General features: G+C 59.9%; 18 protein-coding genes, 1 tRNA gene and 2 pseudogenes. 13 read left to right on the plus strand and 8 right to left on the minus strand.

Features of this window, described 5'->3' with window-relative positions; translation table 11 throughout:
* Nucleotides 1-35: 35 nt before the first annotated feature.
* Entirely contained in the window at nucleotides 36-2048 is a 2013-nt protein-coding gene (locus AACR14_RS05710; protein ID WP_041201843.1) for a methyl-accepting chemotaxis protein, read from the plus strand.
* A gap of 72 nt (nucleotides 2049-2120) precedes the next feature.
* Here AACR14_RS05710 and AACR14_RS05715 read toward each other — a convergent pair whose 3' ends face one another.
* Nucleotides 2121-2996 (minus strand): 6-pyruvoyl trahydropterin synthase family protein, encoded by an 876-nt coding sequence (locus AACR14_RS05715; RefSeq protein ID WP_019445483.1) that lies wholly within the window; start codon nucleotides 2994-2996, stop codon nucleotides 2121-2123.
* A gap of 80 nt (nucleotides 2997-3076) precedes the next feature.
* Between AACR14_RS05715 and AACR14_RS05720 the strand changes: the two genes are divergently transcribed.
* From AACR14_RS05720 to AACR14_RS05740, 5 genes are all read left to right on the plus strand, one after another.
* Nucleotides 3077-4420 (plus strand): dihydroorotase, encoded by a 1344-nt coding sequence (locus tag AACR14_RS05720; protein WP_019445484.1) that lies wholly within the window; start codon nucleotides 3077-3079, stop codon nucleotides 4418-4420.
* A 112-nt stretch (nucleotides 4421-4532) separates the two neighbouring features.
* Nucleotides 4533-4609: transfer RNA gene (locus AACR14_RS05725), tRNA-Pro, on the plus strand.
* 216 nt (nucleotides 4610-4825) lie between these two features.
* The gene (locus AACR14_RS05730; RefSeq protein WP_019445485.1) at nucleotides 4826-5257 is read left to right on the plus strand and encodes a CC0125/CC1285 family lipoprotein; all 432 of its coding nucleotides are present in this window, start codon (nucleotides 4826-4828) and stop codon (nucleotides 5255-5257) included.
* Nucleotides 5258-5461: 204 nt separating this feature from the next.
* Complete coding sequence (locus AACR14_RS05735) at nucleotides 5462-6721, plus strand: dicarboxylate/amino acid:cation symporter (protein ID WP_005334018.1); 1260 nt, start codon at nucleotides 5462-5464, stop codon at nucleotides 6719-6721.
* Nucleotides 6722-6825: 104 nt separating this feature from the next.
* Nucleotides 6826-8445: a methyl-accepting chemotaxis protein gene (locus tag AACR14_RS05740; RefSeq protein ID WP_019445486.1), complete on the plus strand. Its 1620-nt coding sequence runs from the start codon at nucleotides 6826-6828 to the stop codon at nucleotides 8443-8445.
* Nucleotides 8446-8508: 63 nt separating this feature from the next.
* Here the strand turns inward: AACR14_RS05740 and AACR14_RS05745 are convergent, their stop codons facing one another.
* The gene (locus tag AACR14_RS05745; RefSeq protein ID WP_019445487.1) at nucleotides 8509-9111 is read right to left on the minus strand and encodes a DUF924 family protein; all 603 of its coding nucleotides are present in this window, start codon (nucleotides 9109-9111) and stop codon (nucleotides 8509-8511) included.
* A gap of 251 nt (nucleotides 9112-9362) precedes the next feature.
* On the opposite strand from AACR14_RS05745, the gene AACR14_RS05750 reads away from it, so the two are divergent.
* Both AACR14_RS05750 and AACR14_RS05755 read left to right on the plus strand, forming a co-directional pair.
* A complete protein-coding gene (locus AACR14_RS05750) occupies nucleotides 9363-10283 on the plus strand; it encodes a DUF808 domain-containing protein (RefSeq protein ID WP_019445488.1) in 921 nt (306 codons plus the stop codon).
* 123 nt (nucleotides 10284-10406) lie between these two features.
* Nucleotides 10407-12203, plus strand: a complete 1797-nt coding sequence (locus AACR14_RS05755; RefSeq protein ID WP_019445489.1) for a M3 family oligoendopeptidase — start codon at nucleotides 10407-10409, stop codon at nucleotides 12201-12203.
* Between the two features lie 63 nt (nucleotides 12204-12266).
* Here AACR14_RS05755 and AACR14_RS05760 read toward each other — a convergent pair whose 3' ends face one another.
* Nucleotides 12267-13673 (minus strand): nucleobase:cation symporter-2 family protein, encoded by a 1407-nt coding sequence (locus AACR14_RS05760; RefSeq protein WP_019445490.1) that lies wholly within the window; start codon nucleotides 13671-13673, stop codon nucleotides 12267-12269.
* 505 nt (nucleotides 13674-14178) lie between these two features.
* Here AACR14_RS05760 and ycfP point away from each other — a divergent pair.
* Nucleotides 14179-14718, plus strand: a complete 540-nt coding sequence (ycfP, locus tag AACR14_RS05765) for an alpha/beta hydrolase YcfP (RefSeq protein WP_005334000.1) — start codon at nucleotides 14179-14181, stop codon at nucleotides 14716-14718.
* A gap of 74 nt (nucleotides 14719-14792) precedes the next feature.
* The gene (locus AACR14_RS05770) at nucleotides 14793-16085 is read left to right on the plus strand and encodes an NAD(P)/FAD-dependent oxidoreductase (RefSeq protein ID WP_019445491.1); all 1293 of its coding nucleotides are present in this window, start codon (nucleotides 14793-14795) and stop codon (nucleotides 16083-16085) included.
* 84 nt (nucleotides 16086-16169) lie between these two features.
* Here AACR14_RS05770 and AACR14_RS05775 read toward each other — a convergent pair whose 3' ends face one another.
* From AACR14_RS05775 to AACR14_RS05785, 3 genes are all read right to left on the minus strand, one after another.
* Nucleotides 16170-16811, minus strand: coding sequence for an energy-coupling factor ABC transporter permease (locus tag AACR14_RS05775; RefSeq protein ID WP_026034947.1), 642 nt, complete (start codon nucleotides 16809-16811; stop codon nucleotides 16170-16172).
* 88 nt (nucleotides 16812-16899) lie between these two features.
* A complete protein-coding gene (gene pflA / locus AACR14_RS05780; protein ID WP_005333994.1) occupies nucleotides 16900-17697 on the minus strand; it encodes a pyruvate formate lyase 1-activating protein in 798 nt (265 codons plus the stop codon).
* A gap of 65 nt (nucleotides 17698-17762) precedes the next feature.
* Complete coding sequence (locus AACR14_RS05785) at nucleotides 17763-20699, minus strand: sensor domain-containing phosphodiesterase (protein WP_019445494.1); 2937 nt, start codon at nucleotides 20697-20699, stop codon at nucleotides 17763-17765.
* 135 nt (nucleotides 20700-20834) lie between these two features.
* Here AACR14_RS05785 and AACR14_RS05790 point away from each other — a divergent pair, with 135 nt between their 5' ends.
* Nucleotides 20835-22523, plus strand: a complete 1689-nt coding sequence (locus AACR14_RS05790; RefSeq protein ID WP_019445495.1) for an FAD-dependent oxidoreductase — start codon at nucleotides 20835-20837, stop codon at nucleotides 22521-22523.
* A 78-nt stretch (nucleotides 22524-22601) separates the two neighbouring features.
* Nucleotides 22602-22805, plus strand: a pseudogene (locus AACR14_RS05795) (integrase core domain-containing protein); the annotation flags it as partial.
* An 84-nt stretch (nucleotides 22806-22889) separates the two neighbouring features.
* On the opposite strand, the gene AACR14_RS05800 reads toward AACR14_RS05795, so the two are convergent.
* Together AACR14_RS05800 and AACR14_RS05805 are read right to left on the minus strand one after the other, a co-directional pair.
* Nucleotides 22890-23393 (minus strand): DUF2062 domain-containing protein, encoded by a 504-nt coding sequence (locus AACR14_RS05800; RefSeq protein ID WP_019445496.1) that lies wholly within the window; start codon nucleotides 23391-23393, stop codon nucleotides 22890-22892.
* Entirely contained in the window at nucleotides 23387-23905 is a 519-nt protein-coding gene (locus AACR14_RS05805) for a DUF2062 domain-containing protein (RefSeq protein WP_005350890.1), read from the minus strand. The genes AACR14_RS05800 and AACR14_RS05805 overlap by 7 nt, the downstream gene beginning before the upstream one ends.
* A gap of 27 nt (nucleotides 23906-23932) precedes the next feature.
* Here AACR14_RS05805 and AACR14_RS05810 point away from each other — a divergent pair.
* Nucleotides 23933-24164 (plus strand): annotated as a pseudogene (locus AACR14_RS05810) (DNA internalization-related competence protein ComEC/Rec2); the annotation flags it as partial.

The raw sequence follows: 24164 nt of genomic DNA on the forward strand, positions 1-24164 counted from the left end.
AGGCAAGGGACTTTTGCATATACAGCGGGACAATAATGAAACAAACAATGTCGGATCTCTCCATCTTGCAGCGAGTCTACCTTGGCTTCGCGATCCTGGTGGCCGTGATGGTGGCCAGTTCACTGCTCACATTTCGTAGTCAGGAGACTCTGGGGAACGCGCTGGAGCAGGTTACCCAGCAGTCTATGCCGCTGGTGATTGCCAGCAGTCAGACCCAGATCACCCTGCTCAGCGCCAACAAGTGGCTGGGGGATGTGCTCACCGAGCAGGATCCCAAACAGCTGCCGGCCGAAGTGGCCGAACTGAAACAGGCCAAGGCCGCGGTGGGCAAGAGCCTCGACGTCTTGCGCCAGCAGGTGGCCCACCACCCCGAACTGCAAGGGGAGATGAGCAGCCTCAGCCAGCAGGTCGACAGCTACCTGCAACTGACCGATACCCTGCCCGGCGAACATGAGGCGCTGCTCACCCGACTGCACAAGGTCAATCTGGCCAAGGGGCAGTTTCAGGTCAGTCTGCCCCAGTTCAAGAAGAGTCTGGGTGACATGATGGTCACCATCGACGACAGCTTTATCAAGATGCTCTCCGAGACCCTGACCACCAAGCTTTCCGCCATCGAACTCTCCACCATGGACGCCCTCAATCAGACCATTCCGGCCCCAATCGAAGGGGCACTCAAGCGCAACAAGATGCAGATCGAGGGGTTCAACAGCACCATCAAGGATCTGCAGGGGGAGCTGAAGAACTTCGAGAACGACATGGGCCACTATGTTCACGGATTTGTGCGCGACACCACCGCAAGTGAAGGCGTGCTCTCCCAGTATCTGGCGCTGATGAAGCAGCAGGAACAGATGCGGGAGAAGAGCAAGCAGGCTAGCGCTCTCATCGTCGAGATCCAGAACCAGCTTGAGCGGATCACCGGCCAGAGTCAGCAGCTGATGAGTCAAAGCATTCAGCACGCCAAAGCCACACAGAGCCAGAGCACCCTGACACAGGGAACCAGCATCGTAGTCGCCATCCTGATCGCCATGCTGGTGGCTTATACCCTGGGCAAGGCCATTCGCCGTCCGCTCAGGGAGTTGCTGCGGGTGCTGACCGAAGTGACCCAGGGCGACATGACCCAGCGCATCGGTTTTCGCAGCAAGAACGAATTCGGCCAGCTGGGCAGCCAGATCAACCTGCTGATTGCCCAGATGGGGGAGGTGCTGGCGCAGCTTTCGCAGGCGTCGGCCCAGCTTAACGATGCCGCCCACGGTAACCGCCATACCACCGAATCGGTGCGGGCGGATCTGGAGAAACAGCGGCAGGAGACCGCCTCGGTCGCCGCCGCCATGACCCAGATGGAGGCCTCGGTGCGGGAAGTGGCGCAGGCCGCCAACCAGACCCTGGAGCGGGTGCAGGATGTGGAGAAGGCCTCCGAGATGGGGCGAAAGGTGATGGCAGGCAATATCACCACCACTCATCAACTGGCGGGCAAACTGCAACAGACCGGCAAGGTGATTGGCGATGTGAGCGCCATGAGCAGCCAGATCGGCAATATCCTCGATGTCATTCGCGGCATCGCCGAGCAGACCAACCTGCTGGCCCTCAACGCCGCCATCGAAGCGGCGCGGGCCGGCGAGCAGGGGCGCGGATTTGCGGTGGTTGCGGATGAGGTACGCAGTCTGGCGGGCCGCACCGCCCAATCCACCAGCGAGATCCAGACCATGATCGAAAACCTGCAGCAGGGAGTCGCCAAGGCGGTGACCGTGATGCAGGAGTGCTCCCGCGAGATGGACAGTTGCGTGGATCAGAGCTCTCACGCCAACAACGCCATGGAGGAGGTGCAGGGGATTGTGGTGCTGATCAGCGACATGTCGAGCCAGATCGCCTCTGCCGCCGAGCAGCAACAGGCCACCAGCGCCGATATCGCCACCAACCTCAACCGCATCTCCGATATCTCGGATCTCAACTATCAGGGGATCGAGCGGGTAGCCGAGACCAGCCAGCAGCTGGACTCCCTCGCCGAGCAGCAGGAGAGCCTGGTCAAGCGCTTCCGCCTCAGCGCCTGATGGTTGCATGTTGAAATAGAGAAGGCCCCGCAGATGCGGGGCCTTCTCTTTATTGCGGCTGCGACAAGGGGATCAGGCGTAGGCAATCGCGCCCTTGCCGACCCCTTCATAGGCGACAATCTTGACGAACTTGTCGCCCACCATCTTCTTCACTTCGCGGGCGATATAGCAGGCCAGCAGCTCAACCGTGGTGTCGGTGTCGATCATCTCCACCTCGGCGCTGGGGATGGCCAGCTGGAACAGCCCTTGCGGCGCCACATATTTGAAGCCGCAGTGATGCTCGCCAAGCTGGGCATTGGCGCGAGGGCTCAAAGCGAGCTCGGTCAGTGCCACCATGTCCTCTTCGGTGCCGAGGTAGATATCACCCCAGCGTTCGGCCCAGTTGAGCTCAAGCTCCTGGTCGCGCTCGCCATCGACGTGGATCTCGATGGGAGAGCGGTGGCCGTGGGCGATGCGCTGGCAGTTGCCATCGTGCTTTTTCAGGCCATGGCTGTAGTGGTAGAAGGCACCGGTGATCGCCTCCTGACGCAGGGTCAGGGAGAGATCCTTGATATTGCCCGGCAGCCGTTTTGCCAGTACCGTCAGCAGGTAGCGGGTCACCGACTCTTTATCAACTTGCGGGGCCGGGATAAAGGCAAAGCCCTGGGATGGACAGCGCAGATGGATGGAGCGACCCGAGCGCAGCAGATCCACTGTGCTTTCGTCACCATCCAGTGTCTCGACGTGGATCAGCGGGCACTCGGTCGGCACCAGCAGCTTGTGGTCCACCTCTTCATCGATGATCGACTTGATCAGCTTCTTTACCCGGCCAAAGTCCAGCAGCATGCTCATTTCGTTGAGCTCACCGCTCATTTCGATATCTACCAGCCAGCTCTCGCCCACCATGCCGCGGCGTTCGCACAGGTAGCTGGAGTCGATCACGGTCAAATCTCTTACAAATAACTTCATCAGTCAGGCCTTGCTACAGAGAAAGGGCAGTTTTGCGCTATTATGACCCGCGATTATCGGCAAAGGAACTGGAACCCCCCATGAACAAACTGCTTATCAAGAATGCCACCCTGGTCAACGAAGGCCGTATCTATGCCTCCGATGTGTTGATCGAGGGGGAACGGATTGCCCGCATCGCCCCGGATATCGAGGCGCCCGATGCGCTGGTGATCGATGCCGCAGGTCGTCATCTCATCCCCGGAATGATCGATGATCAGGTCCACTTCCGGGAGCCGGGATTGACCCACAAGGGGACTATCGCCAGCGAATCCCGCGCCGCCGTCGCCGGTGGCACCACCAGTTTCATGGAAATGCCCAACGTCAATCCCCAGACCACCACCCTCGACGCCCTCGAAGCCAAATACCAGATCGCCGCCAACACCTCCGTCGCCAACTACAGCTTCTATCTCGGTGCCACCAACGACAACCTTGCAGAGATCAAACGTCTCGACCCCAAGCAGTCCTGCGGGGTCAAGGTGTTTATGGGCTCCTCGACCGGCAACATGCTGGTGGACAATCAGGAGACCCTGGCGGCCATCTTCCGCGAGAGCCCGGTGATGATCGTGACCCACTGCGAAGACACCCCGACCATCGCCAAGGCGGAAGAGGCGGCACGGGCCAAGTGGGGCGAGAATGTGCCGATGGGCGAGCACGGCCGCATTCGCAGCGACGAAGCGTGCTACAAATCCTCCAGCATGGCGGTGGCGTTGGCCAAGCAGTACGGTGCCAAGCTGCACGTGCTGCATCTGACCTCGGCCAAGGAGCTGTCGCTCTTTACCGCCAGCCATGACCTGAGCGAGCTGAAGGACAAGAACATCACCGCCGAGGTGTGCGTTCACCATCTGTTCTTCAATGAAGCCGATTACGAGACCCAGGGCAGCCTGATCAAGTGCAACCCTGCTGTGAAGAGTGCCTCCGACCAGCAGGCGCTGCTGGATGCGGTACGCAACGATGTGCTCGACATCATCGCCACCGACCACGCCCCCCACACTTGGGAAGAGAAGCAGAACAGCTACTTCAAGGCGCCGTCCGGTGTGCCGCTGGTGCAGCACTCTTTGCAGGCGTTGCTGGAGCTCTACCACAACGGCGTGTTTACCCTGGAGACCATCGTCAAGAAGACCTCCCATGCGGTGGCCGAGCGCTTCCAGGTGCAGGATCGCGGTTATATCCGCGAGGGCTACTTCGCCGATCTGGTGCTGCTGGATCTGGGCAAGCCCTATGTGGTCAACGATGACAACATCCTCTACCACTGTGGCTGGTCGCCCTTCAACGGCTACCGCTTCCACAGCACGGTGGAGATGACGCTGGTGAACGGCCAGATCGCCTGGCAAAACGGGCAGGTGACTGACCAGATCCTGGGCAAGCGGCTGACCTTTAACCGTTGATTGTTCGCAAAGCAGGCGAACGCACCGTGGCCGAGGAATTGGCGGCGTTTCCCTGTTGACAGGGCAGGGTCATCTCCATAAACTCTGCCCCCGTCAGCCGAGCTGACTCCGTCGGTGTGTAGCGCAGCCAGGTAGCGCATCTGCATGGGGTGTAGAGGGTCGGAGGTTCGAATCCTCTCACACCGACCAAATTCCCCGGTAAAGGCCTTGTCAAACGACAAGGCCTTTTCTTTTGCCTGCGATTTGCCGCACAGGCGCGAAGCCAGTGGTGATGCACGCTGGTCGCTGTTGGCGCGAGCGGATTGTGCAGCCACCGCGCTTTATGGTGTAGTAACGACTCTGTTGCTCATTTGCCTGGCGAGGCCTCTCGTGTCTGCATCCGTATCTAAACCCTGTTGTCTGCTGATGCTCACCCTGCTGCTGCTGGGCTGCGCCACCCCTTACGAGAGTGAAAAGTCATTCTGGAACGGCCAGACCGGTTTTTCCCAGACCCGGCTTGGCCCGGACAAGTGGCAACTGGAGTTTGTCGGCAACGATCTGGTGGACAGGGAGACCGCCCGCAAATATGTGCTCAAGCGGGCAGGGGAGCTGGCATTGGCAGAGGGTTACTCCTGGCTCAAGGTCGATGAGCTGACCATTAACCGCGATGCCGTCAGGGTGACCCCATCACGGCCGATCTTCGGCTTTGACGAAGATGAACCTGATCTCTTTATGGCCCAGATGCAGGTGCAGCATACCATCTCGGCGCTGCTCACTTTTCGCCTGTTGCCACGGGCACTCGATGAGCGAACTCTGAATGCGAAATATCTCGCCGAAATCAAAATAAACAGTGATTAATATTGGTGGTTTGCAAGATCCATATCACATACACCTAATGACAGGATAAAATTCTGGATAAAGCCTCTAGATTTACCCCCTGCTTTTAGGCATTCTCCCAGCATACCAGCCGCCAGGAATCAACGGCTCGGATCACAAAAACGGACTGTAGTGGCTCCCACGCCACTGTTTACGGCTTGCACCAATCAAAACCGGGACTCCCCCATGAAAATGAATAAACTGACGGTCGCCATCCTCATCTCCATGATGTTTGGCATCCTCACCGGCCAGGGCTATCGGATGTTTGCCGCAGATCAGGCTGCGGATTTCGCCAATAACATCACGATCCTGACCGATATCTTCCTGCGACTGATCAAGATGATCATCGCTCCCCTGGTCTTCACCACCCTGGTGGTCGGTATCGCCAAGATGGGCGACACCCGCACCGTGGGGCGTATCGGTGCCAAGACCCTCGGCTGGTTCATGCTGGCCTCCCTGATGTCCCTGAGCCTGGGTCTGGTGATGGTGACCCTGATGCAGCCGGGTGTGGGGCTTTCGCTCTCCCTGCCCAATGACACCGCCAGCTCGGGCATTGCTGCCGGTGCCATTACCCTGAAAGATTTCGTGACCCACGCCATTCCCAAGAGCGTGGTCGAGGCGATGGCCACCAACGAGATCCTGCAGATCGTGGTCTTCTCCCTCTTCTTCGGTCTGGCTGCCGCCGCGCTCGGCGATCTGGCCAAGCCGGTAGTGGTGCTGATGGCCAGCGCTGCCGAGATCATGCTGAAAGTGACCGGTTATGTGATGAACTTTGCGCCGTTCGCGGTGTTTGGCGCCATCGCCGCCATGGTGGCCAAAGAGGGGCTGGGTATTCTGGTTACCTACGGCAGCTTTATGGCTCAGTTCTATATTGCGCTGGCCTGTCTCTGGCTGCTGCTGATCGCCATGGGCAGCGTCTTCCTGCGTGGTCGCGTCATCAAGCTGTTGGCGATGATCCGCGAACCCATCCTGCTCGCCTTCTCGACCGCCAGCTCCGAAGCGGCTTATCCGAAGACCCTGGATCGTCTGGAGAAGTTCGGTTGTGACAAGCGCATCGCCAGCTTCGTGCTGCCGATGGGTTACTCCTTCAACCTCGACGGCTCCATGATGTACTGCACCTTCGCGGTGATGTTCATCGCCCAGGCGTATGGCATCGAGCTCTCCATGGCCCAGCAGATCACCATGCTGCTGCTGCTGATGGTCACCTCCAAGGGGATGGCCGGGGTGCCGCGCGCCTCTCTGGTGGTGATTGCCGCTACCCTGAACCAGTTCCATATTCCGGAAGCGGGCATCCTGCTGCTGCTGGGGATCGACCACTTCCTCGACATGGGCCGCTCAGCCACCAACGTGCTGGGCAACGCCATCGCCGCCAGCGTGGTCGCCAAGACCGAAGACAGTCTGGGTGAAACCGTCGCGCTGGGCGAGAGTGAGCCAGCCAAAGCCTGATCACAACGCCATGAAAAATAAACAACAACGGCCCGCCAATGCGGGCCGTTGTTGTTTATGGCTCGTCTACACTGCTAGATAGTTTCCATCTGGAGTGTACGGTTATGAATATTGCTCGCCGACTGCAACTGATAGCCCTGCTGGTTATCCTTGCGCTCATTTTTCTCAGCTGGTTCAGTATCAACCGCCTCGATTCGGCCAACCGGGATTTAGGCTATGTGACGGACAATACGGTGCCCAGTATTTCGCTGATTAAGGAAGTGCAGGCTGATTTCTATGAATTGCACTCGCTGGTGCAGACACATGTGCTCAATACCGACTCAAGCAGGATGCAGCAGATCGAAACGGGTATCACCGAGATACAGGGACAGATCACTTCACTGCTCGACAAATACAAAGCCGAGATGCTCTCCAATGATGAAGATCGGCGCCTGACCGACGATGATCAACGTATTGTCGCGCAATATTATCAGGAGATAGACAATGTTCTGCAGCTCTCCCGCCAAAACAAGAACGATGAAGCCAGAGACATGCTGTCGGGAGAGGCATACGGATTGTTCCAGCAGTTTGCCAAGGCAATCGAGCTTCACGTCAACTTCAATATGGATTTGGGACTGGCGCTCAAGAAGCAGGGTCAGGAGAACTACGACAACAGCCTGCAAACCCTGTTGTTTATCGCCGGTGGTACCACAGTGCTGACGTTGGGGTTGTTTGTCTGGTTGTTCAATCAGGTGGCCAATCCCCTTCGCACTGCCATGGATATCCTGACCCGGATCCAGCGCGACCTCAACTTTACCCTGAGAGCAGATGTGAAACAGCAGGATGAGATTGGTCTGACCCTCAATGCGGTCAACCGGCTGCTCGATACGCTGCAACAGACATTTACCGAATTTTCCGTAGGCAGCTTGCAGATCAAGAGCACTGCCGAATCCCTCTCTCAGGCAGCGCAACACCTGGCCAGCTCGGCCAGTCAGGCCAATGATGCCACCAGTCTGATAGCCGCCGGTGTGGAAGAGATGACGGTCAGCATCACCGATATCTCCCAGCGTACTCAGGAGACGAGCCGCATCACCAACGAGTCGGGGCAACTGGCGACCGAAGGGGGCGGGACCATCGAGCGCACCGTTCATGCCATCAACGAGATCGCCGACTCCATTCGGCAGGTCTCGGCCGAGGTCATTGCGCTGGGTGAGGGCATTTCGCGCATTGGCGGTGTGGTCAACGTGATCCGTGATGTCGCGGGGCAGACCAACTTGCTGGCCTTGAACGCGGCCATTGAAGCGGCGAGGGCCGGGGAGTCCGGCCGTGGCTTTGCGGTGGTGGCGGATGAGGTGCGCAAACTGGCAGAGCGGACGGCGCAATCCACCCAGGAGATCTCCGCCACGGTAGAGGCGATCCAGCAGGAGTCGAACAATACGGTCTCCCGCATGCATCTGGTGGAGGAGAAGGTGAGTCAGGGGGTCACCATGGCGACCGAGAGTGGCGCCATTATTGCCGAGATCCGCAGTGCGTCGCACCGGGTGATGGATCAGGTGGGCGAGATCACTAATGCCATCCGCGAGCAGAGTTCGGCCGCCGAGTCGATCGCCCATCAGGTTGAGCAGATTGCTCAGGTCGTGCAGCAAACCAGCAGCACAGCGGAGGAGACCTCGGCTGCGGCCGAGGAGCTCAATGTCACCACCGAGAGCATCCACCAGCAGATATCCCGCTATCGCATTCAGTAACGCCGAGAGTTGTTATCCATCCGCAATCCCCGCCAGCTGGCGGGGATTTTTTATATGGCCTGTTTAGAAGCCTGAGCCCGGTTGCTGCAAAAATGCCGCCTCTTCCGGTGTGCTGGTGCGACCCAGAATGTCGTTGCGGTGGGGAAAGCGGCCAAAGCGTTCGATGATCACCTGATGACGACGGGCAAAGTCGGCAAATCCGGCAAAGGTCGCCTGCGCCGGTGTGCCAGCCTGCTCGGCAGTGAGTGCCTCGAACAGGGCCACACTTCTGGCCTGTTGTTCGCGGGATTCGGCATGTTCCAGTGGCAGATAGAAGAAGACCCGCTCCAGTGGTGAGAGGGATTTGTCCGCCCCGATGGATAGCCCTTTCAGGCAGAGATCCCTTGCCAGCGGATCCTGGGCAAAGGCCGCAGGCGTGCCGCGATGGATATTGCGGGGCAGCTGGTCGAGCAGCAGGATCAGCGCCAGCCTGCCGTGGTGCAGATCGGCCCAGTCGGCCAGCTCCCCGTTGGCGGCCGCCTCTGCTTGCGCGCCAAATTGCTTGGCCAGCAGGGCATCCGTTTCGCTGCTTTTCCCCCACCAGAGCGGGGCTTGCCGTGTGGCCCGCAGGACATCATCGGCCTCGTCGCCAAACCAGAAATCGATCAGAGGTTGCCAGGGTTGCATGGGAACTCCTTGAGGTGATTCAGAGGGAACCAGGAACAAATGGCTCAGGGGTGCTGCCGAAACGGCGGCTTCTCGTTACACTGTGCCATCTTTTGCCCGAAAGACGTAACCCCCGATGGCGAGCGCCGGATTTTTGGCTCGGCCGATGATGGCCTGCGATCGCCATGAGGTGGTCCTGTTGACCTTGGTGGTTATCGGGACGTACACCTCTCTCCCGGGGGTTGTTCTCACTGATATAAGGAATCTTTGATATGGCCGGAACCAGTTTATTGGCCCTGCTCGATGATATCGCCAGCGTGCTTGATGACGTGGCGCTGATGACCAAGATGGCGGCCAAGAAGACCGCCGGGGTGTTGGGTGATGATCTGGCCCTCAACGCGGAGCAGGTCTCCGGGGTGCGCGCCGAGCGGGAGTTGCCGGTGGTGTGGGCGGTGGCCAAGGGGTCATTTCGCAACAAGCTGATTCTGGTGCCCGCCGCCATCGCCATCAGTGCCCTGGTGCCCTGGCTTATCACGCCTCTCTTGATGCTGGGAGGCGCTTACCTCTGCTTTGAGGGGGCCGAGAAGCTGGCCCACAAGTTTCTGCCCCATGAGGCGAGTGAGGGGGAGGCACACACTGCTCCTATTCCCGATGATTTGGCCGCGTTTGAGCAGCAGAAGGTGAAGGGAGCGATCCGCACCGATTTTATTCTCTCTGCCGAGATCATCGTCATCGCCCTTGGCACGGTACAGGGAGCAAGCCTCGCGCTGCAGCTCTCGGTGGTCGCTGGCATCGCCCTGCTGATGACCATCGGGGTCTACGGGTTGGTGGGGCTGATCGTCAAGCTCGATGACATCGGCCTGCATTTGCTGCAAAAACCTGATGGCAGCGCCCTGCGCCGCGCGGTGGGGCAGGGACTGTTGGTGACGGCGCCGCGCCTGATGCACCTGCTGGCACTGGTCGGCACCATTGCCATGTTTATGGTGGGCGGTGGCATTCTGGTGCATGGCTGGCCTTTTGCCCATCACCTGATTGAAGGCGCAGCCGCTGTTGTTGCCACCCTGCCCACAGTGGGGGCTGTACTGGCGGCGGTGACGCCGACTCTGCTCAACGCCGTGGCCGGTGTGGTGGCGGGTCTGCTGCTGGTTGCCGTGATGACGCTGGTGAGCCGTCTTGCCCCGGCCAAGGGATAAGCGAGCTTGCGGGCCATTGTCTCTCTTTTCCTCTCTTCATTTTTTGGCCTTCGGGTTGCCCGGTTTCGGACTTGCTGCCCGCAGGTCTGTTGCGCCTCCCGATAAAGGTCTTTGCGAGAAGCTATGTATCAACAACAGTGGAATAACGACCATATCTACCCGGGCCTCGACAGCCCCGAGCTGGAAGCGGACATGCGCGCAGCCCGCCACGCGCTGGAGGAGCTGACCAGCTATATGGCGGGTCTGGACATGGTGCGCGGTGATGACGCTGCACTGCTGGATTTCTTGCGGGAAGTGCGGCTGCGCGCCCGTGATATTCGTCATATCGGCTGGAACGTCGCCATTCTGGCCGCCTGCCGTGGCAGTCAGGATGCGCGGGATCCGCAGGCCAAACAGCTGGCGTCCCGCGCTCGCGCCCTCAACGCCGATCTGTTCAAGACGCTGGCGCCGGTGGAAGATCTGATGCTGGCGTTGCCGGAAGAGGAATTTGCCGCGCTGATGAGGGATCCGCTGCTCGGTGAAGAGGCGTACCGCCTGCGCCACGAGCGTCGTTTGCAGGATCAGCGCCTGCCGGTGGAGGCGGAGCAACTGGTGATTGGTCTGGGCACCGATGGTCTGCACGCCTGGGGCAACCTCTACAACGATCTGGTGGGCAAGATCCGCTTGACCATTGATGGCCGCGAGATGGGGCTGGCCGAGGCGAGCAATCTGCTCTCCAGTCCGGTGCGTGCCCTGCGCCTTGAGGCGTTCGATGCCATCAGCGCCGGTTGGGAAGGTGAGCAGGAGACGGTTGCCGCTATCCTCAATGCCCTCAACGGCTGGCGGCTGGAGCTGGCCCGTCAGCGTGGCAACACCCGTGTGCTCGATGCGCTGGATCTCTCCTGCCATCAGAGCCATATCGAGCGTGCCACCCTCGATGCCCTGATGAGCGAAACCTGGCAAGCCCGTGGGTTGGGCCAGCGGGCGCTGGAGCTGATGGCCGAGCGCCTTGGTCTCGACGATCTGGGGCCGGAGGATCTCTTTGCGCCGCCGCCTGCTTCCAGCGGCCGCGACATTCCTTTTGATGAGGCGATCGAGTTGATTGCCGATGCCTTTAGCCGATTCGATCCCGAGATGGGGGCGTTTGCCCGCATGATGGCCGAGAAGGGGTGGATTGATGCGGCGCCCACGCCAAATCGCCGCACCGGCGCCTACTGCACCAAGTTTGCCGAACCGGTCGAACCGCGGGTCTTCGTTACCTATGCCGGCACCATGGATAACGTCATTACCCTGGCCCATGAGCTGGGCCACGCCTGGCACAACTGGGTGATCCGCGATCTGCCGATGAGTCAGCGCAGCTACCCCATGACGCTGGCGGAGACCGCCTCCATCTTCGCCGAAACCCTGGTGCGCAGCGCCCTGTTCGAGCAGGCGCAAAGCCAGGAAGAGCAGATGGCCATCACCTGGGCCGAGGCCGACGGCGCAGCCACCTTCCTGGTCAACATCCCGGCTCGCTTCGATTTCGAGCGGGCCTTGGTGGCCGAGCGGGCGCAGGGTTATGTGCCGGCAGAGCGGTTCAAGGCGTTGACCGACGAGGCATGGGGACGCTGGTATGAGGGGAGCCTGACCCGCTATCACCCCATGTTCTGGGCGGCCAAGGCGCACTTCTCCATCGCGGGGCTGGGCTTTTACAACTACCCCTATCTGTTTGGTTATCTGTTCAGCCTCGGGGTCTATCAGCAGTTGATGAGCCGCAAGGCAGCGGGGGAAGAGGGCGTGGCCGAGGCGTATCGCGCCTTGTTGCGCGATACCGGCCGGATGAGCGCCGAAGATCTGGTAGCCAAGCATTTGGGGCAGGATATCCGTGAGGCCGCCTTCTGGCAGGGGAGTCTGGCACAAGTAGCGCAGGCGGTAGAGCGCTTCGCGCAGTTGCCTGCCTGATTGGGTCAGCGGTGATATGAACAACAGGCCCCCGGACAGTCTCGCTGTCCGGGGGCCTGTTTGTTATGCCTGCTCTTGCTGTGGTTTGATGGGACCAACGAACAGAGGACGGGTCTGGTGACTCAGATCCGGCTGATAGCCGTTGAAGAAGAGGTTGAGTAGCACCGAACTGATGGTGGCCAGCAGGATACCGCTATGGAAAAGCGGTTGTAGCTGCGCCGGAAGCTGCTGGAAAAAATTCCCGGAGACCGTCGGGATCATGCCAATTCCGAGACTGATGGCGACGATATAGAGGTTGTGGCGGTTGCTGTTGTAATCGGTGCGCGCCAGGATGCGAATGCCGGTGGCCAGCACCATACCGAACATGACGATACCGGCGCCCCCCAGCACGAAGGGCGGGATGGAGGCGACCAGCACCGACATCTTGGGGATGAGGCCAAAGGCGAGCAGGATCCCCCCCGACATCACGCAGACCCAGCGACTAGATACTCCGGTCACGCTCACCAGACCGATATTCTGGGAGAAGGAGGTGTGGGGGAAGCTGTTGAATATCCCACCAATAATGGTGCCGATGCCATCCACCCGCAGCCCGCGCACGATATCACCGCGCCTGGCCGGATGGCCGACGATGTCGCCAAGGGCCAGAAACATCCCCATCGACTCGATAAAGGTGATGAGCATGATCACCGTCAGAGTGGCGATGGAGATGGGATCGAAGGTGGGCCAGCCGAAGGCGAAGGGCACAATGGGGGCAAACCAGGCTGCCTCGCCGAGGCCATCGAGGCTCACTTCGCCCATGGCGATGGCCACCACGAAACCGAAGATGATCCCGAGCAGCACCGAGATATTGCTGAAAAAGCCCTTGGTGAAGCGGGTCACCAGCAGGATAAAGACGAGCACCAGAAAGCTGGTGCCGATATAGCGCAGGCTGCCATATTCCGGATTGCCCTTGCCCCCCGCCATCCAGTCGATCCCCACCTGCATAATGCTGATCCCGATGGAGGTGATAACCACCCCGGTCACGACGGTGGGGAAGAGCGGCATCAGCCGACCTATCAGCGGCACCAGCAGGGTCGAGATGATACCGGCGGCAATGGTGGCGCCGAAGATGCCCGTCAGCCCCAGATCCGGGTTGGCTCCGATGGCCAGCATGGGCATCACGGCGGCAAAGGTGACCGACATGATGACCGGCAGCCGGATCCCGGCAAAGCGGCCAATCCCGACACATTGCAGCAGGGTGACGATGCCGCAGCAGAAGAGATCCGAACTGATGAGGTAGGAGATTTGATCCTTGGGCAGCCCCAGACTGCCGCCAATCACCAGCGGCACCGCCACGGCGCCGGCGTACATCACCAGCACATGTTGCAGGCCGAGGGTAAAGAGTTGGCCCATGGGGAGCATGCGCTCCACTTCATCCACCGGGCGCTTGCGCGCACCCGGTCGGGGGGAGGGGGGATTGGTCTCGTTCATGAACAGATCACTCCTTGAAGCCCGCGCAACTGCTACAGGCAAGATAGTGAAAGCCGCAGCTTTCCCGGTCATTGATCTCGTGTATTAACAGAGGTGCCAGATCCCTCGGCAGTAGTGAGAGGGAGTCGGTGCAGCACGGGGCAGTGCACAAAACATGCACAATGCCGCTCATGAGCGAAAACGTTTGGTGATAACGCCTTGTTTTTGCGGGATGAGTCACATACCGACCAGATAAGTGTCCGGTTGCTGGCAGGGGAAGGAGGTGGGTGCATCTCAGATTGGTAAGAGGTTTATCATTATCGGTCTGGCGCTCTCACTTTGATAGCCGGGCACCAGAGGGTTGCCCGCAATGCGCCCCTTTGTATGTGACGGCGCTCGCGGGCCGCAGGGCGCAATCGGGGGCGGGGGCGTGATCCAAAGCAAGAAAGTTGGATGTTTTGGTGGCGCACGGGGCCGCCGCTGGGGTAGTTTCGATAAAACCGACACAGATCCTGAGGTCTTATCCATGATCATCTATCTGCATGGCTTTGATGCCACCAGCCCCGGCAATCACGAGAAAGTGCTGCAGTTGCAGTTTATTGATGATGATGTGCGTTTCGTGCACTACAGCACGGTTCACCCCCGTCATGATATGAGCCATCTGCTCAAGGAAGTGAAAAAACAGCTCGATATGAGTACCGATCCCAAACCGCTGATCTGCGGCGTGGGTCTTGGTGGCTACTGGAGCGAGCGGATCGGCTTTCTGTGCGGCATTCGCCAGGTGATCTTCAACCCCAATCTCCATCCGGAAGAAAACATGCAGGGCAAGATCGACCGGCCGGAAGAATATGACGATATCGGTACCAAGTGTGTAACTGAATTTCGTAAGAAAAATTCAGGAAACTGCCTGTGTATCCTTTCCGTTCAGGATGAAGTGCGCGATAATCGGGACACTGAACGTGAATTGAAGAACTATTACGACATCGTGTGGGATGAGCGCGAGACTCATAAGTTCAAAAATATCTCGCATCATCTGCAGCGGATGAAGGCCTTCAAAGAAGCCTGATCCATCACGTCGACCGATTTCGTTTTAGGGAGCCAATGGCTCCCTTTCGTTTTAAGGAACCGAGGAAAATCATCATGATGAATATTGTCGTTGTAGGCGGCGGCGCCGGTGGCCTGGAGCTGGCCACCAGTCTGGGCCGCAAGCTTGGCAAGAAGAACAAGGCCAAGATCACTCTGGTCGATCGCAACCGCACCCACCTGTGGAAACCCCTGCTGCACGAAGTGGCCACCGGCTCCATGGACGCGGGCATCGATGCTCTGAGCTACCAGTCTCACGCCAAGAACCACGGTTTCGACTTCCAGCTCGGCACCCTGACCGACATCAAGCGTGACGATAAACGCATCGTGCTGGCCCCGATCCACGACGACAATGGCGACATCGTGGTCAACGAGCGCGAACTGCCCTACGACTATCTGGTGATGGCCATCGGTTCTGTCTCCAACGACTTCAACACCAAGGGCATCAAGGATCACTGTATTTTTCTCGATAGCCCCTCCCAGGCGCACCGTTTCCACAACAGCATGATGAACCGCTTCCTGCAGTTCGCCACCGAATATAAGCCGGGCGACAAGGTGAAGATTGCCATCGTTGGCGGCGGCGCAACCGGCGTCGAGCTCTCTGCCGAGCTCTACAACGCGGTCGAGCAGCTCTACGCCTACGGCTTCAAGAACCTCACCACCGACAGCCTGAAGGTGACCCTGGTGGAAGCGGGCCCGCGCATTCTGCCGGCTCTGCCGGAGCGCATCAGCGGCGCCGCCCATCAGGAGCTGGTCAAGCTGGGTGTGGACGTGCGTACCGCCACCATGATCACCGAAGCGACCAGCGACGGTCTGCACACCAAGGATGGCGAGCTGATTGAAGCGGACCTGATGGTGTGGGCGGCCGGTATCAAGGCGCCTGACTTCATGAAGGATATCGCCGGTCTTGAGACCAACCGCATCAACCAGCTGGTGGTGAAAGAGACCCTGCAGACTACCCGTGATGAGAACATCTTCGTTATCGGTGACTGCGCAGCCTGCCCGCAGCCGGATGGCAAGTTCGTGCCGCCGCGCGCCCAGTCTGCCCACCAGATGGCCAGCCAGGCGTTCAAGAACATCCTGGCCAAGATGAACGGCGGCGAGATGAAGCCCTACCTCTACCACGACCACGGTTCGCTGGTCTCCCTCAGCCGCTTCTCCACCGTGGGCAGCCTGATGGGCAACCTGATGCGCGGCTCCATGATGGTGGAGGGCTACATCGCCCGTCTGGTCTACATCTCCCTCTACCGGATGCACCAGATCGCCCTGCACGGCTACGTCAAGACCGGCCTCATCATGCTGGTGGGTCGCATCAACCGGGTACTGCGCCCGACCCTGAAGCTGCACTAAGCCGGGATTTGGCAACATGTTGAATACCAAAAGGAGAGGCGATGGCCTCTCCTTTTTTATGGGCGCAGATCAGGAAAGAGAGCGTTACTTGCCCAGATAGGTGCGGTCGAAGAAGGTATTGACCCAGTGAGGGCGGTAGATGGCCAGCACCGTCATCGCCATGCCGTTGAGCAGAGCTTCGGGGAACAGCAGTAGTGGCCAGATGGAGAGGTAATCCGCCGTGATGGTGTGCCAGGGGTAGCTGTGACTTAGCCCCATCAGCAACGCACTGGCGGCCACCTTGACCGAGATGGTGGTGGCGCCGCCGAGAAAGGCGGCCACGAAGATATAGACAAAGAGATGGCGCGGCAGCCAGGCCCAGCTGGCCAGAAACAGCAGCCAGCTGGTGGCCACCGGCAGGGCGATGCCAACCAGTGCCTGCCAGCCAAAATCGGCCAGATTGGTGACGCCGAAGTAACCGAGCACCAGCAGGGTCAGACAGGGGGCTAGCAACGCCAGCCGCCAGCCCAGCAGCAGGGTGAGGGAGGTTAGCCCGAGAAAATGGACCTCTAGCCCCTCATGCAGACCGGCCCTTAGATACCAGAGCGGCACCAGCGCGATGGCACTACCCAGCAACAGGTGCTGATAGAGGGGGTTGTCACGGAGGGTCTGCCACAGGGAGCGGCGCAGGCTGAAGGCCAGCAGTACCAGCCAGATCAGGAGGGCGGCGAGTTGTCCTTCACTCATCTTGTCGTCCATTCATGCAGTAGAGTCCGGGCGGCCTTCCCGACCGCCCCATAGCAGAGCAGGCTGACGAGTCAGCCTGCTTTTACCATCAATATTTGACGTTGTTGTGGTACTTGCCGAGGATGCCCTTGACCCGTTCCATGGTCTCCTTGCTGGGGGGCTTGATCCCGCTCAGCTCGTACGGGTCGCCCAGCACATCCCACTTGTGTTTGCCGAGCTCATGGTAGGGGAGCAGCTCCACCTTCTCCACGCTCTCGCCCAGCTCGGCGATAAACTGACCCAGCCCTTCGGCGCTCTCGTCGTCATCGCTCCAGGTCGGTACCACCACGTAGCGGATCCACATGGTCTTGCCTTTGGCTGCCAGATAGCGGGCAAACTCCAGGGTGTATCTGTTGCTGACGTGGGTCAGCGGAATGTGTTTCTCGTCATTGATCTGTTTGATGTCGAGCAGTACCAGATCGGTCTGGTCGAGCAGCTTGTCCACCTGTTCGTCGAGATGACGGACGAAGCCGTTGGTGTCGAGACAGGTGTGGATCCCTTTCTCTTTGCAGGCGGTAAAGAGTTCGGTAATGAAAGCGGGTTGCAGCATGGCTTCACCGCCGGACGCTGTCACACCACCGCCGGAGGCATTCATGAAGTGGCGATAGCTGGTGATGTCACTCATCAACTCCGGTACGGTCACTTCGCGGCCACCTTCGGTATCCCAGGTATCGCGGTTGTGGCAGTACTTGCAGCGCATCAGGCAGCCTTGCATGAATACGATAAAGCGTATTCCCGGGCCATCGACAGTGCCGCAGGTTTCGACGGAATGGATCCGGCCAACGGTGCCGTGAGCTCCGGCTGGCTGGCTGATTTCAACGGCAGGGATCCGATTAATGACAGACATAAACAACTCCAACGATTCGAGCAGGCCGTTATTTTATTACATAAACCCCTATTGATCCTACACCTTTAGTCCGGCGCCCGGCTGCCAAGCAGCTGCTCCAGCCCCTTGACGGTGAGCGGCCGACTGGTGAGAAACCCTTGATAATGCTGGCATCCCAGTGCTTTGAGGATGGCCAGCTGCGCCTCCTCTTCCACCCCTTCGGCGGTGACGGTAAAACGAAAGACCTGGGCCAGATCGAGTATCGCCTTGACGATGGCTCTGTCCTGTTCGCTGTGTACCAGGGTCTGAATGAAGCTTCTGTCCAGTTTCACCTCGTCGGCGGGCAGATCCCGCAGATAGGCCAGCGACGAGTAGCCGGTGCCGAAGTCATCGATGGAGATGAGGATGCCGAGCTCCTTGAGCTGGCGCATTCTGGCAATACTCTCCTGCCGATTCTCCAATACTACCGATTCGGTCACCTCCAGCAGCAGGCGGGAGGGGGGCACACCGGTGTCGCGCAAGATATACTCCACCTGTTGCACGAAGCCCTGGGTGTGGAACTGGCGGGCACTGACGTTGACCGACAGATGGGGGATCTGCAGGCCACGGTTGAGCCAGAAGCTGTATTGGGCACAGGCGGTCTTCATCACCCAGTAGCCGATCTCGAGGATCAGGCTGGTCTCTTCGGCGATGGGGATAAACTCCCCGGGTGGCACCATGGTGCCGTCGCTGCGCTGCCAGCGCAGCAGCGCCTCGATACCCGACAGCGAGCCATTGTCGACCCGGTATTGCGGTTGGTAGTGGAGTTGCAGCTCGTGGTGACGCAGGGCATCGCGCAGCTCATTGGTGAGGGTCAGCCGGTTCTTCTCATGCTGGGCCATCGCCTCGGTAAAGAAGACGTAGTGGCCCTGACCGGCGCGCTTGGCCATGTGGGTTGCGGTGTCGGCCTGTTGCATCAGGACCAGATGATCCGTCTCGTTGCCGGAGAAGAGGCTGATCCCCACCGAGGCGCTGCAGTGCAGTTTGTGATCGCCGATGTCGAACGGGGTGCGAAACAGCCCCATCAGCTCGCGGGCGAAGTGCTCTGCCAGAATTTTGGCGGTGACTTCCCCTTGTCCGAGCTGGGTAAAGAGCAGGGCAAACTCATCCCCCGAGATGCGCGCCTGTACCAGATTGTCCTGGGGCAGCTCCCTGAAACGTTGCACCACGGCCTGCAGCAGCAGATCGCCGCAGGCGTGACCAAGGGAGTCGTTTATCGACTTGAAGTTGTCGAGATCCACCAGCAGCAGGGCGCCCCACTGGCCGTTGGAGGCGCTCAGGGTCTGCTGCAAAATATGGTTGAGGCTGCGCCGGTTGTGCAGACCGCAGAGATCGTCGTAGTAGGCGAGCTGCTCGATATGTCTGGCCGCCTCTTTTTCCTGGGTGATGTCGTAGAAGCTGCAGATAAAGTGGCTGAGCTCCCCTTGCTCATCCTTGACGCCGTTCACCATCAAGCGTACCGGAAAGAGGTGACCATCCTTGTGCAGGCAGCGCTCTTCCCCGAGCCAGAACTCCTGCTCGTTGACGGTGCGGCTGACATCCTCCTTGAGATGATCCCCGTAGTAGGTGGGGCGCAGCTTGCGAATGGAGTGACCGATCACCTCTACCTCGCCAAATCCGGTGATCCGGCTGAAGGAGTGGTTGACCTTGAGGATGATGCCGTTGTGATCCATCACGATCAGCCCATCGTGGGTATTAAAGGCTACCTCGGCCAGTCGCAGGGTATCGTCGGTGGCGAGGCGCTTGAGTTCGATGGCGGCCCGCTCGTGCTGGCTGCTCAACAGATCCAGCAGCTGCTCGGGCTCCTCAAGGGGAGTATCGAGCAGCAGGGTGATCTGGCCAATGGGGGCGCCGCTCTGGCCATGGAGCGGAATGCCGATGTAGGCGCTGGCGTTGAGGGCCAGCAGCCGGGTCGCCTTGGGATAGCGCACGGGCAGATCTTCCACATAGATGGCCTGACCATGCTGGAACAGCTCCTGAGCGGGGCCTGGGTCGAGCTGGATGGGCTTGAGGGTGGAGCAGATCTCCTCGTTGATGACGCAGCGGGGGATGATCCAGAGATCCTGACCGCGGGGCTGAAACTCGCCGATCCAGCCCACCCGGGCACCGCTGGCGCTCATGGCCCAGCTTACCAGCGTCTTGCAGTAGTCGATGCCGGTCTGCTGGTGCAGTTCGGGCGGGAGGGCCAGCTCGGCGCGGTGCTCTTCCGGTTGCGGTTGCCAGTGGCCGAGCAGCTGGGCGCTGCTGCGCACCAGCTGCAACATATCCTCGCTAAGCGGGGTGGGATCGAGATACTCCAGACTCAGCACCCCGAACAGCTTGTCCTGCTCCAGCAAGGCACCATCGAGGCGTGAGCGCACACCGGCACTGGTCAGATAGAGGTGATTGCTCAGCATCGGCTGGTGGGCCGCTTCCGAGAAACTCAACGATTTGCGGGTACGCAGGGCGCGGATATAGCGGCTGTCACCACGAATGGGGTAGAGCGCCTCGACCCCCAGGGTGAACACCGGGGTGAGTTGCTCGCTGCCGAGATCGCCGTTGGCCTGATAGTGCCAGAGGATGAGCCGATCGGCCCCCAAACTCTCTTTAAGGGCCTCGAGCAGGGGCGCATACTGTTGCTGGCTCGCCATCTGGCTGAGGCGCGGCAGTTGCAATGCCAGATCGGCGATGGGCTCCTGGCGAAGGTTCTGCAGACAGATGAGCCAGAAGCCATCCTGCTCGTGAGCGAGGGCGATATGCCACAACTGGCTGGCAAAGCGCACTGTGATCTTGCCGCCATGGCCGTTAGCCAGCAGTTGTTCGATGGGCAGGCGCAGGGCATCGGGTAGCTGGGCAGGCCAGGGGGCACGCGGTTCGTCGAGCCAGTAGAGCGGGGTTTGCATCACGTCGGTCAGGGCGACCAGCCGTTGACTGCGCAGATCCAGACGGAAAAAGAGCGGCGTCTGGAGGGCAGGAGGAAGATGACTGAGTGCGGTAGACGACATGAACAAACAACATCCTGTTAAGCAACCGTCGGGGTTGCAAGAATACTGCAAAATGGTGCGAAACAAAATTTCATTGAATTCTAAATTAGAAAAGTCTAATTTATTGCCCATTATCATGTATGAGGAGTCTTGCAGATGAAACGGATCCTGATTATCGGTGGTGTCGCGGGGGGCGCATCGGCGGCGGCTCGTGCTCGTCGTTTGAGTGAAGAGGCAGAGATCGTGATGTTCGAGCGGGGCGAGTTTGTCAGCTTCGCCAACTGCGGTCTGCCCTATCACATCGGGGGCGATATCCCCGACCGGGATGCCTTGCTGCTGCAGACTCCCCAGAGTTTCAAGCGCCGTTTCAACGTCGATGTGCGGGTCTTTCACGATGTGATTGAGATCGACAAGGCGGGCAAGACCTTGCTGGTGCGCAACCTGCAAACCGGTGAAGAGCAGCGCGAGCATTACGATGTGCTGCTGCTGAGCCCGGGGGCGGCGCCGATCCGTCCTCCTTTCCCCGGTATCGACAGCCCCCATGTTTATACCCTGCGCAACATCCCGGACATGGATCGCATTCTGGCTGCTCTGCATCACGATCAGCCGCGCCACGTCACTGTGGTGGGCGGCGGCTTTATCGGGCTGGAGATGATGGAGGCGCTGCATCAGCGCAAGCTGGATGTCACCCTGCTGGAGCTGGCCGATCAGGTGATGGCGCCGGTGGACAAGGAGATGGCCAACATGCTCCATGCCCGCATCCGGGAAGAGGGGATCGACCTGCGCCTGCGCACCGGCCTCACCGCCATCGAGAGTCTGGATCTGCCTGCCGAGAAGACCTCCGCCGTGCCGACCGCCAAAAGCGGTGGCCTGCGCCTGACCCTCAATGACGGTTCCCATCTTGATACCGGTCTCTTGATCCTCGCCATCGGCGTCAAGCCGGAAACTCTGCTCGCCGCCAAAGCGGGGCTGGAGCTGGGCCCACGGGGCGGCATCAAGGTGGATGCCGGGATGCGTACCTCGGATCCCTTCATCTACGCGGTGGGGGATGCGGTGGAAGAGATTGACTTCGTCACAGGCGAATCTGTGCTGATCCCGCTGGCGGGCCCCGCCAACCGGCAGGGGCGCATCGCCGCCGACAACATGCTGGGCCGAAGCGAAACCTACAAGAAAACGCAAGGGACCGCCATCTGCAAGCTGTTCGATCTGGCGGTGGCCAGCACGGGGCTGAATGAGAAGCGACTGGTGCAACTGGGATTGCCGTTCGAGAAGGTTTATGTCCACCCGGGCAGCCACGCCGGTTACTACCCGGGTGCCCATCCGGTCAGCCTCAAGCTGCTGTTTGCCCCGGATGGCAAGATTTACGGTGCCCAGGCCATCGGCAAGGATGGCATCGACAAGCGCATCGACGTGCTGGCAGTGGCCCAACGCGCCGGTCTCACCGTGTTTGACCTGCAGGATCTGGAGCTCACCTATGCGCCGCCGTTCGGGTCGGCCAAGGATGTGATCAACATGGCGGGCTTTGTGGCAAGCAACCACCTGAAGGGGGACACCCTGCTCTGCCACGTGGCCGAGGTGCAGGCTCGTAACCCCCATCAGCTGGTGGTGGATGTGCGCAATGGCCCGGAGCTCGACAAGCTGGGCCGCATTCCGGGGGCGCTGCATATCCCCCTCGACGAGTTGCGTGGCCGCCTCCATGAGCTGCCCAAAGAGAAAGAGCTGCTGATCTGCTGTCAGGTCGGGCTGCGTGGTCACGTCGCTTGCCGCCTGCTGAGCCAGCACGGCTTTAAAGTGAAGAATCTCTCCGGCGGCTTCAAAACCTGGCAGATGGCCACCGCCGAGTAACCGTTTTATTTCTGTGCCTGTTTGCCCCTCTCCCTTGTGCGTGCAAGATGAGGGGCTTTTTGTTTCTGCTTGTCCCGTCTGACGGATGGGTATGACTGTTACCAGAATGCGTTGGCGGAGCGGGTGAACGGGATGTTGAAAGGAGAGTTATTGTTGCAAAGCCCGCAGGATTTGACGCAAGCGCGGGAAATGGTGCGTGAAGCTGTGGATATTTACAACGAGGTGCGGCCGCATCATGCGTTGAAATACAGAACCCCCGATGCGGTACATAGGGGATTCTGAGTAGAGAAATGCTAGTTGAATATGTGTAAACCAATTTCAGGACTAGACACCAACGGCTGATCGTCAAACAATTGTAAGGGGGACTCACTGGTGGCGGGCACCTTGCCACAGCTTGCGCAGTTGCAACAGCAGCGCGGTCAGGGCGCCGCCGCTCAGGGCGGTGAGTACCGCCAGCAGCAGGCTGCCGAGCAGGAAGGGAGGCACCAGGGTGGCAGCCTCCTGCTCCAGCCAGTGCAGGGGCCAGCTGAGGTGGAAAGGCTCCGGCGTCTGGTGCAGTACCAGACAACCGGTGCGATAGGCGTAGAGATACATGAACGGCAGGGTCAGCGGATTGTTGAACCAGACCGCCAGCAGTGCCAGCGGCAGGTTGAGGCTGAATGCCAGCGCCAGACCGACTGCGATGAGCGAGTGCATCGGGATTGGGAACCAGCAGGCGAAGAGCCCGGCCGCCACCGCGCCGCTCAGGGCGCGGGTGCCCCCTTGCCAGAGGGCTGGGGCAAGCAGTCGCTCACCAAACAGGGCAAACCACTTCTGCTGGCGCAGGGTATCGGGATCTAGCTTGAAGCGGGCAAACCAGCGACTCAGCATGGGCGGGCCATCTTGCGTTTTTGCCACTGGCGCACCGTGCTGATCCGCCAGAAGGTGCGGATCAGGGTGTAACCGATAAGAGAACTGAGCAGGGCCAGGATGAGCGAGCCCAGCAACAGCGGCGGTGCCACTGTGCCCAGTACCGAGACCAGCCACTCCCAGGTGAATTCAATCTCTATCTGCTGCGCCGAATGTCCCAGCAACTGGCAACCCACCAGATAGGCGCCATAGAGCAGGGGCGGCATGGTAAAGGGGTTGGAGAGCCAGACCAGCGCCACCGAGAGCGGCAGATTGACCCGGCACAGGATGGCGCCACCGGCGGCCAACAGCATCTGGCAGGGGAGCGGCACCCAGGCCATGAAGAGGCCCACCGCAAATGCCCCGGCGGCCGAGCGGCGGTTGAGGTGCCAGAGGTTGGCATCGAGCAGCAGTTTGCCGAACAGCCGCAGGTGCTTGTGTTCTTTCAGGGTTTGCTGATCGGGCATCCAGCGTTTAATGAGTCGTTTGGGCATATTGAAACCTTGCTAAATACTTGCTCCATGGATCTGCGTCTGTTGTCGTTTGCCCTGGGGGCAAGCTCCTCACTGCTCTGGCCATGGTTACCTTCACTCGCATGGGGGGGCCTGTTGCTGTCCCTGCTGATCCCCCTTGCATGTTGCCGTGCCTGGCGGTGGCTGTTTCTCCTGCTCGGCATCCTCTGGATGCAGGCCAATCTTGCCTATCGGCTGGCCTGGCTGGAGCGGTTGGGCGATCAGACGAGCCACATGATAA

It is taken from the genome of Aeromonas sp. 159, from assembly GCF_963862045.1.
Lineage (GTDB): Bacteria > Pseudomonadota > Gammaproteobacteria > Enterobacterales > Aeromonadaceae > Aeromonas > Aeromonas veronii.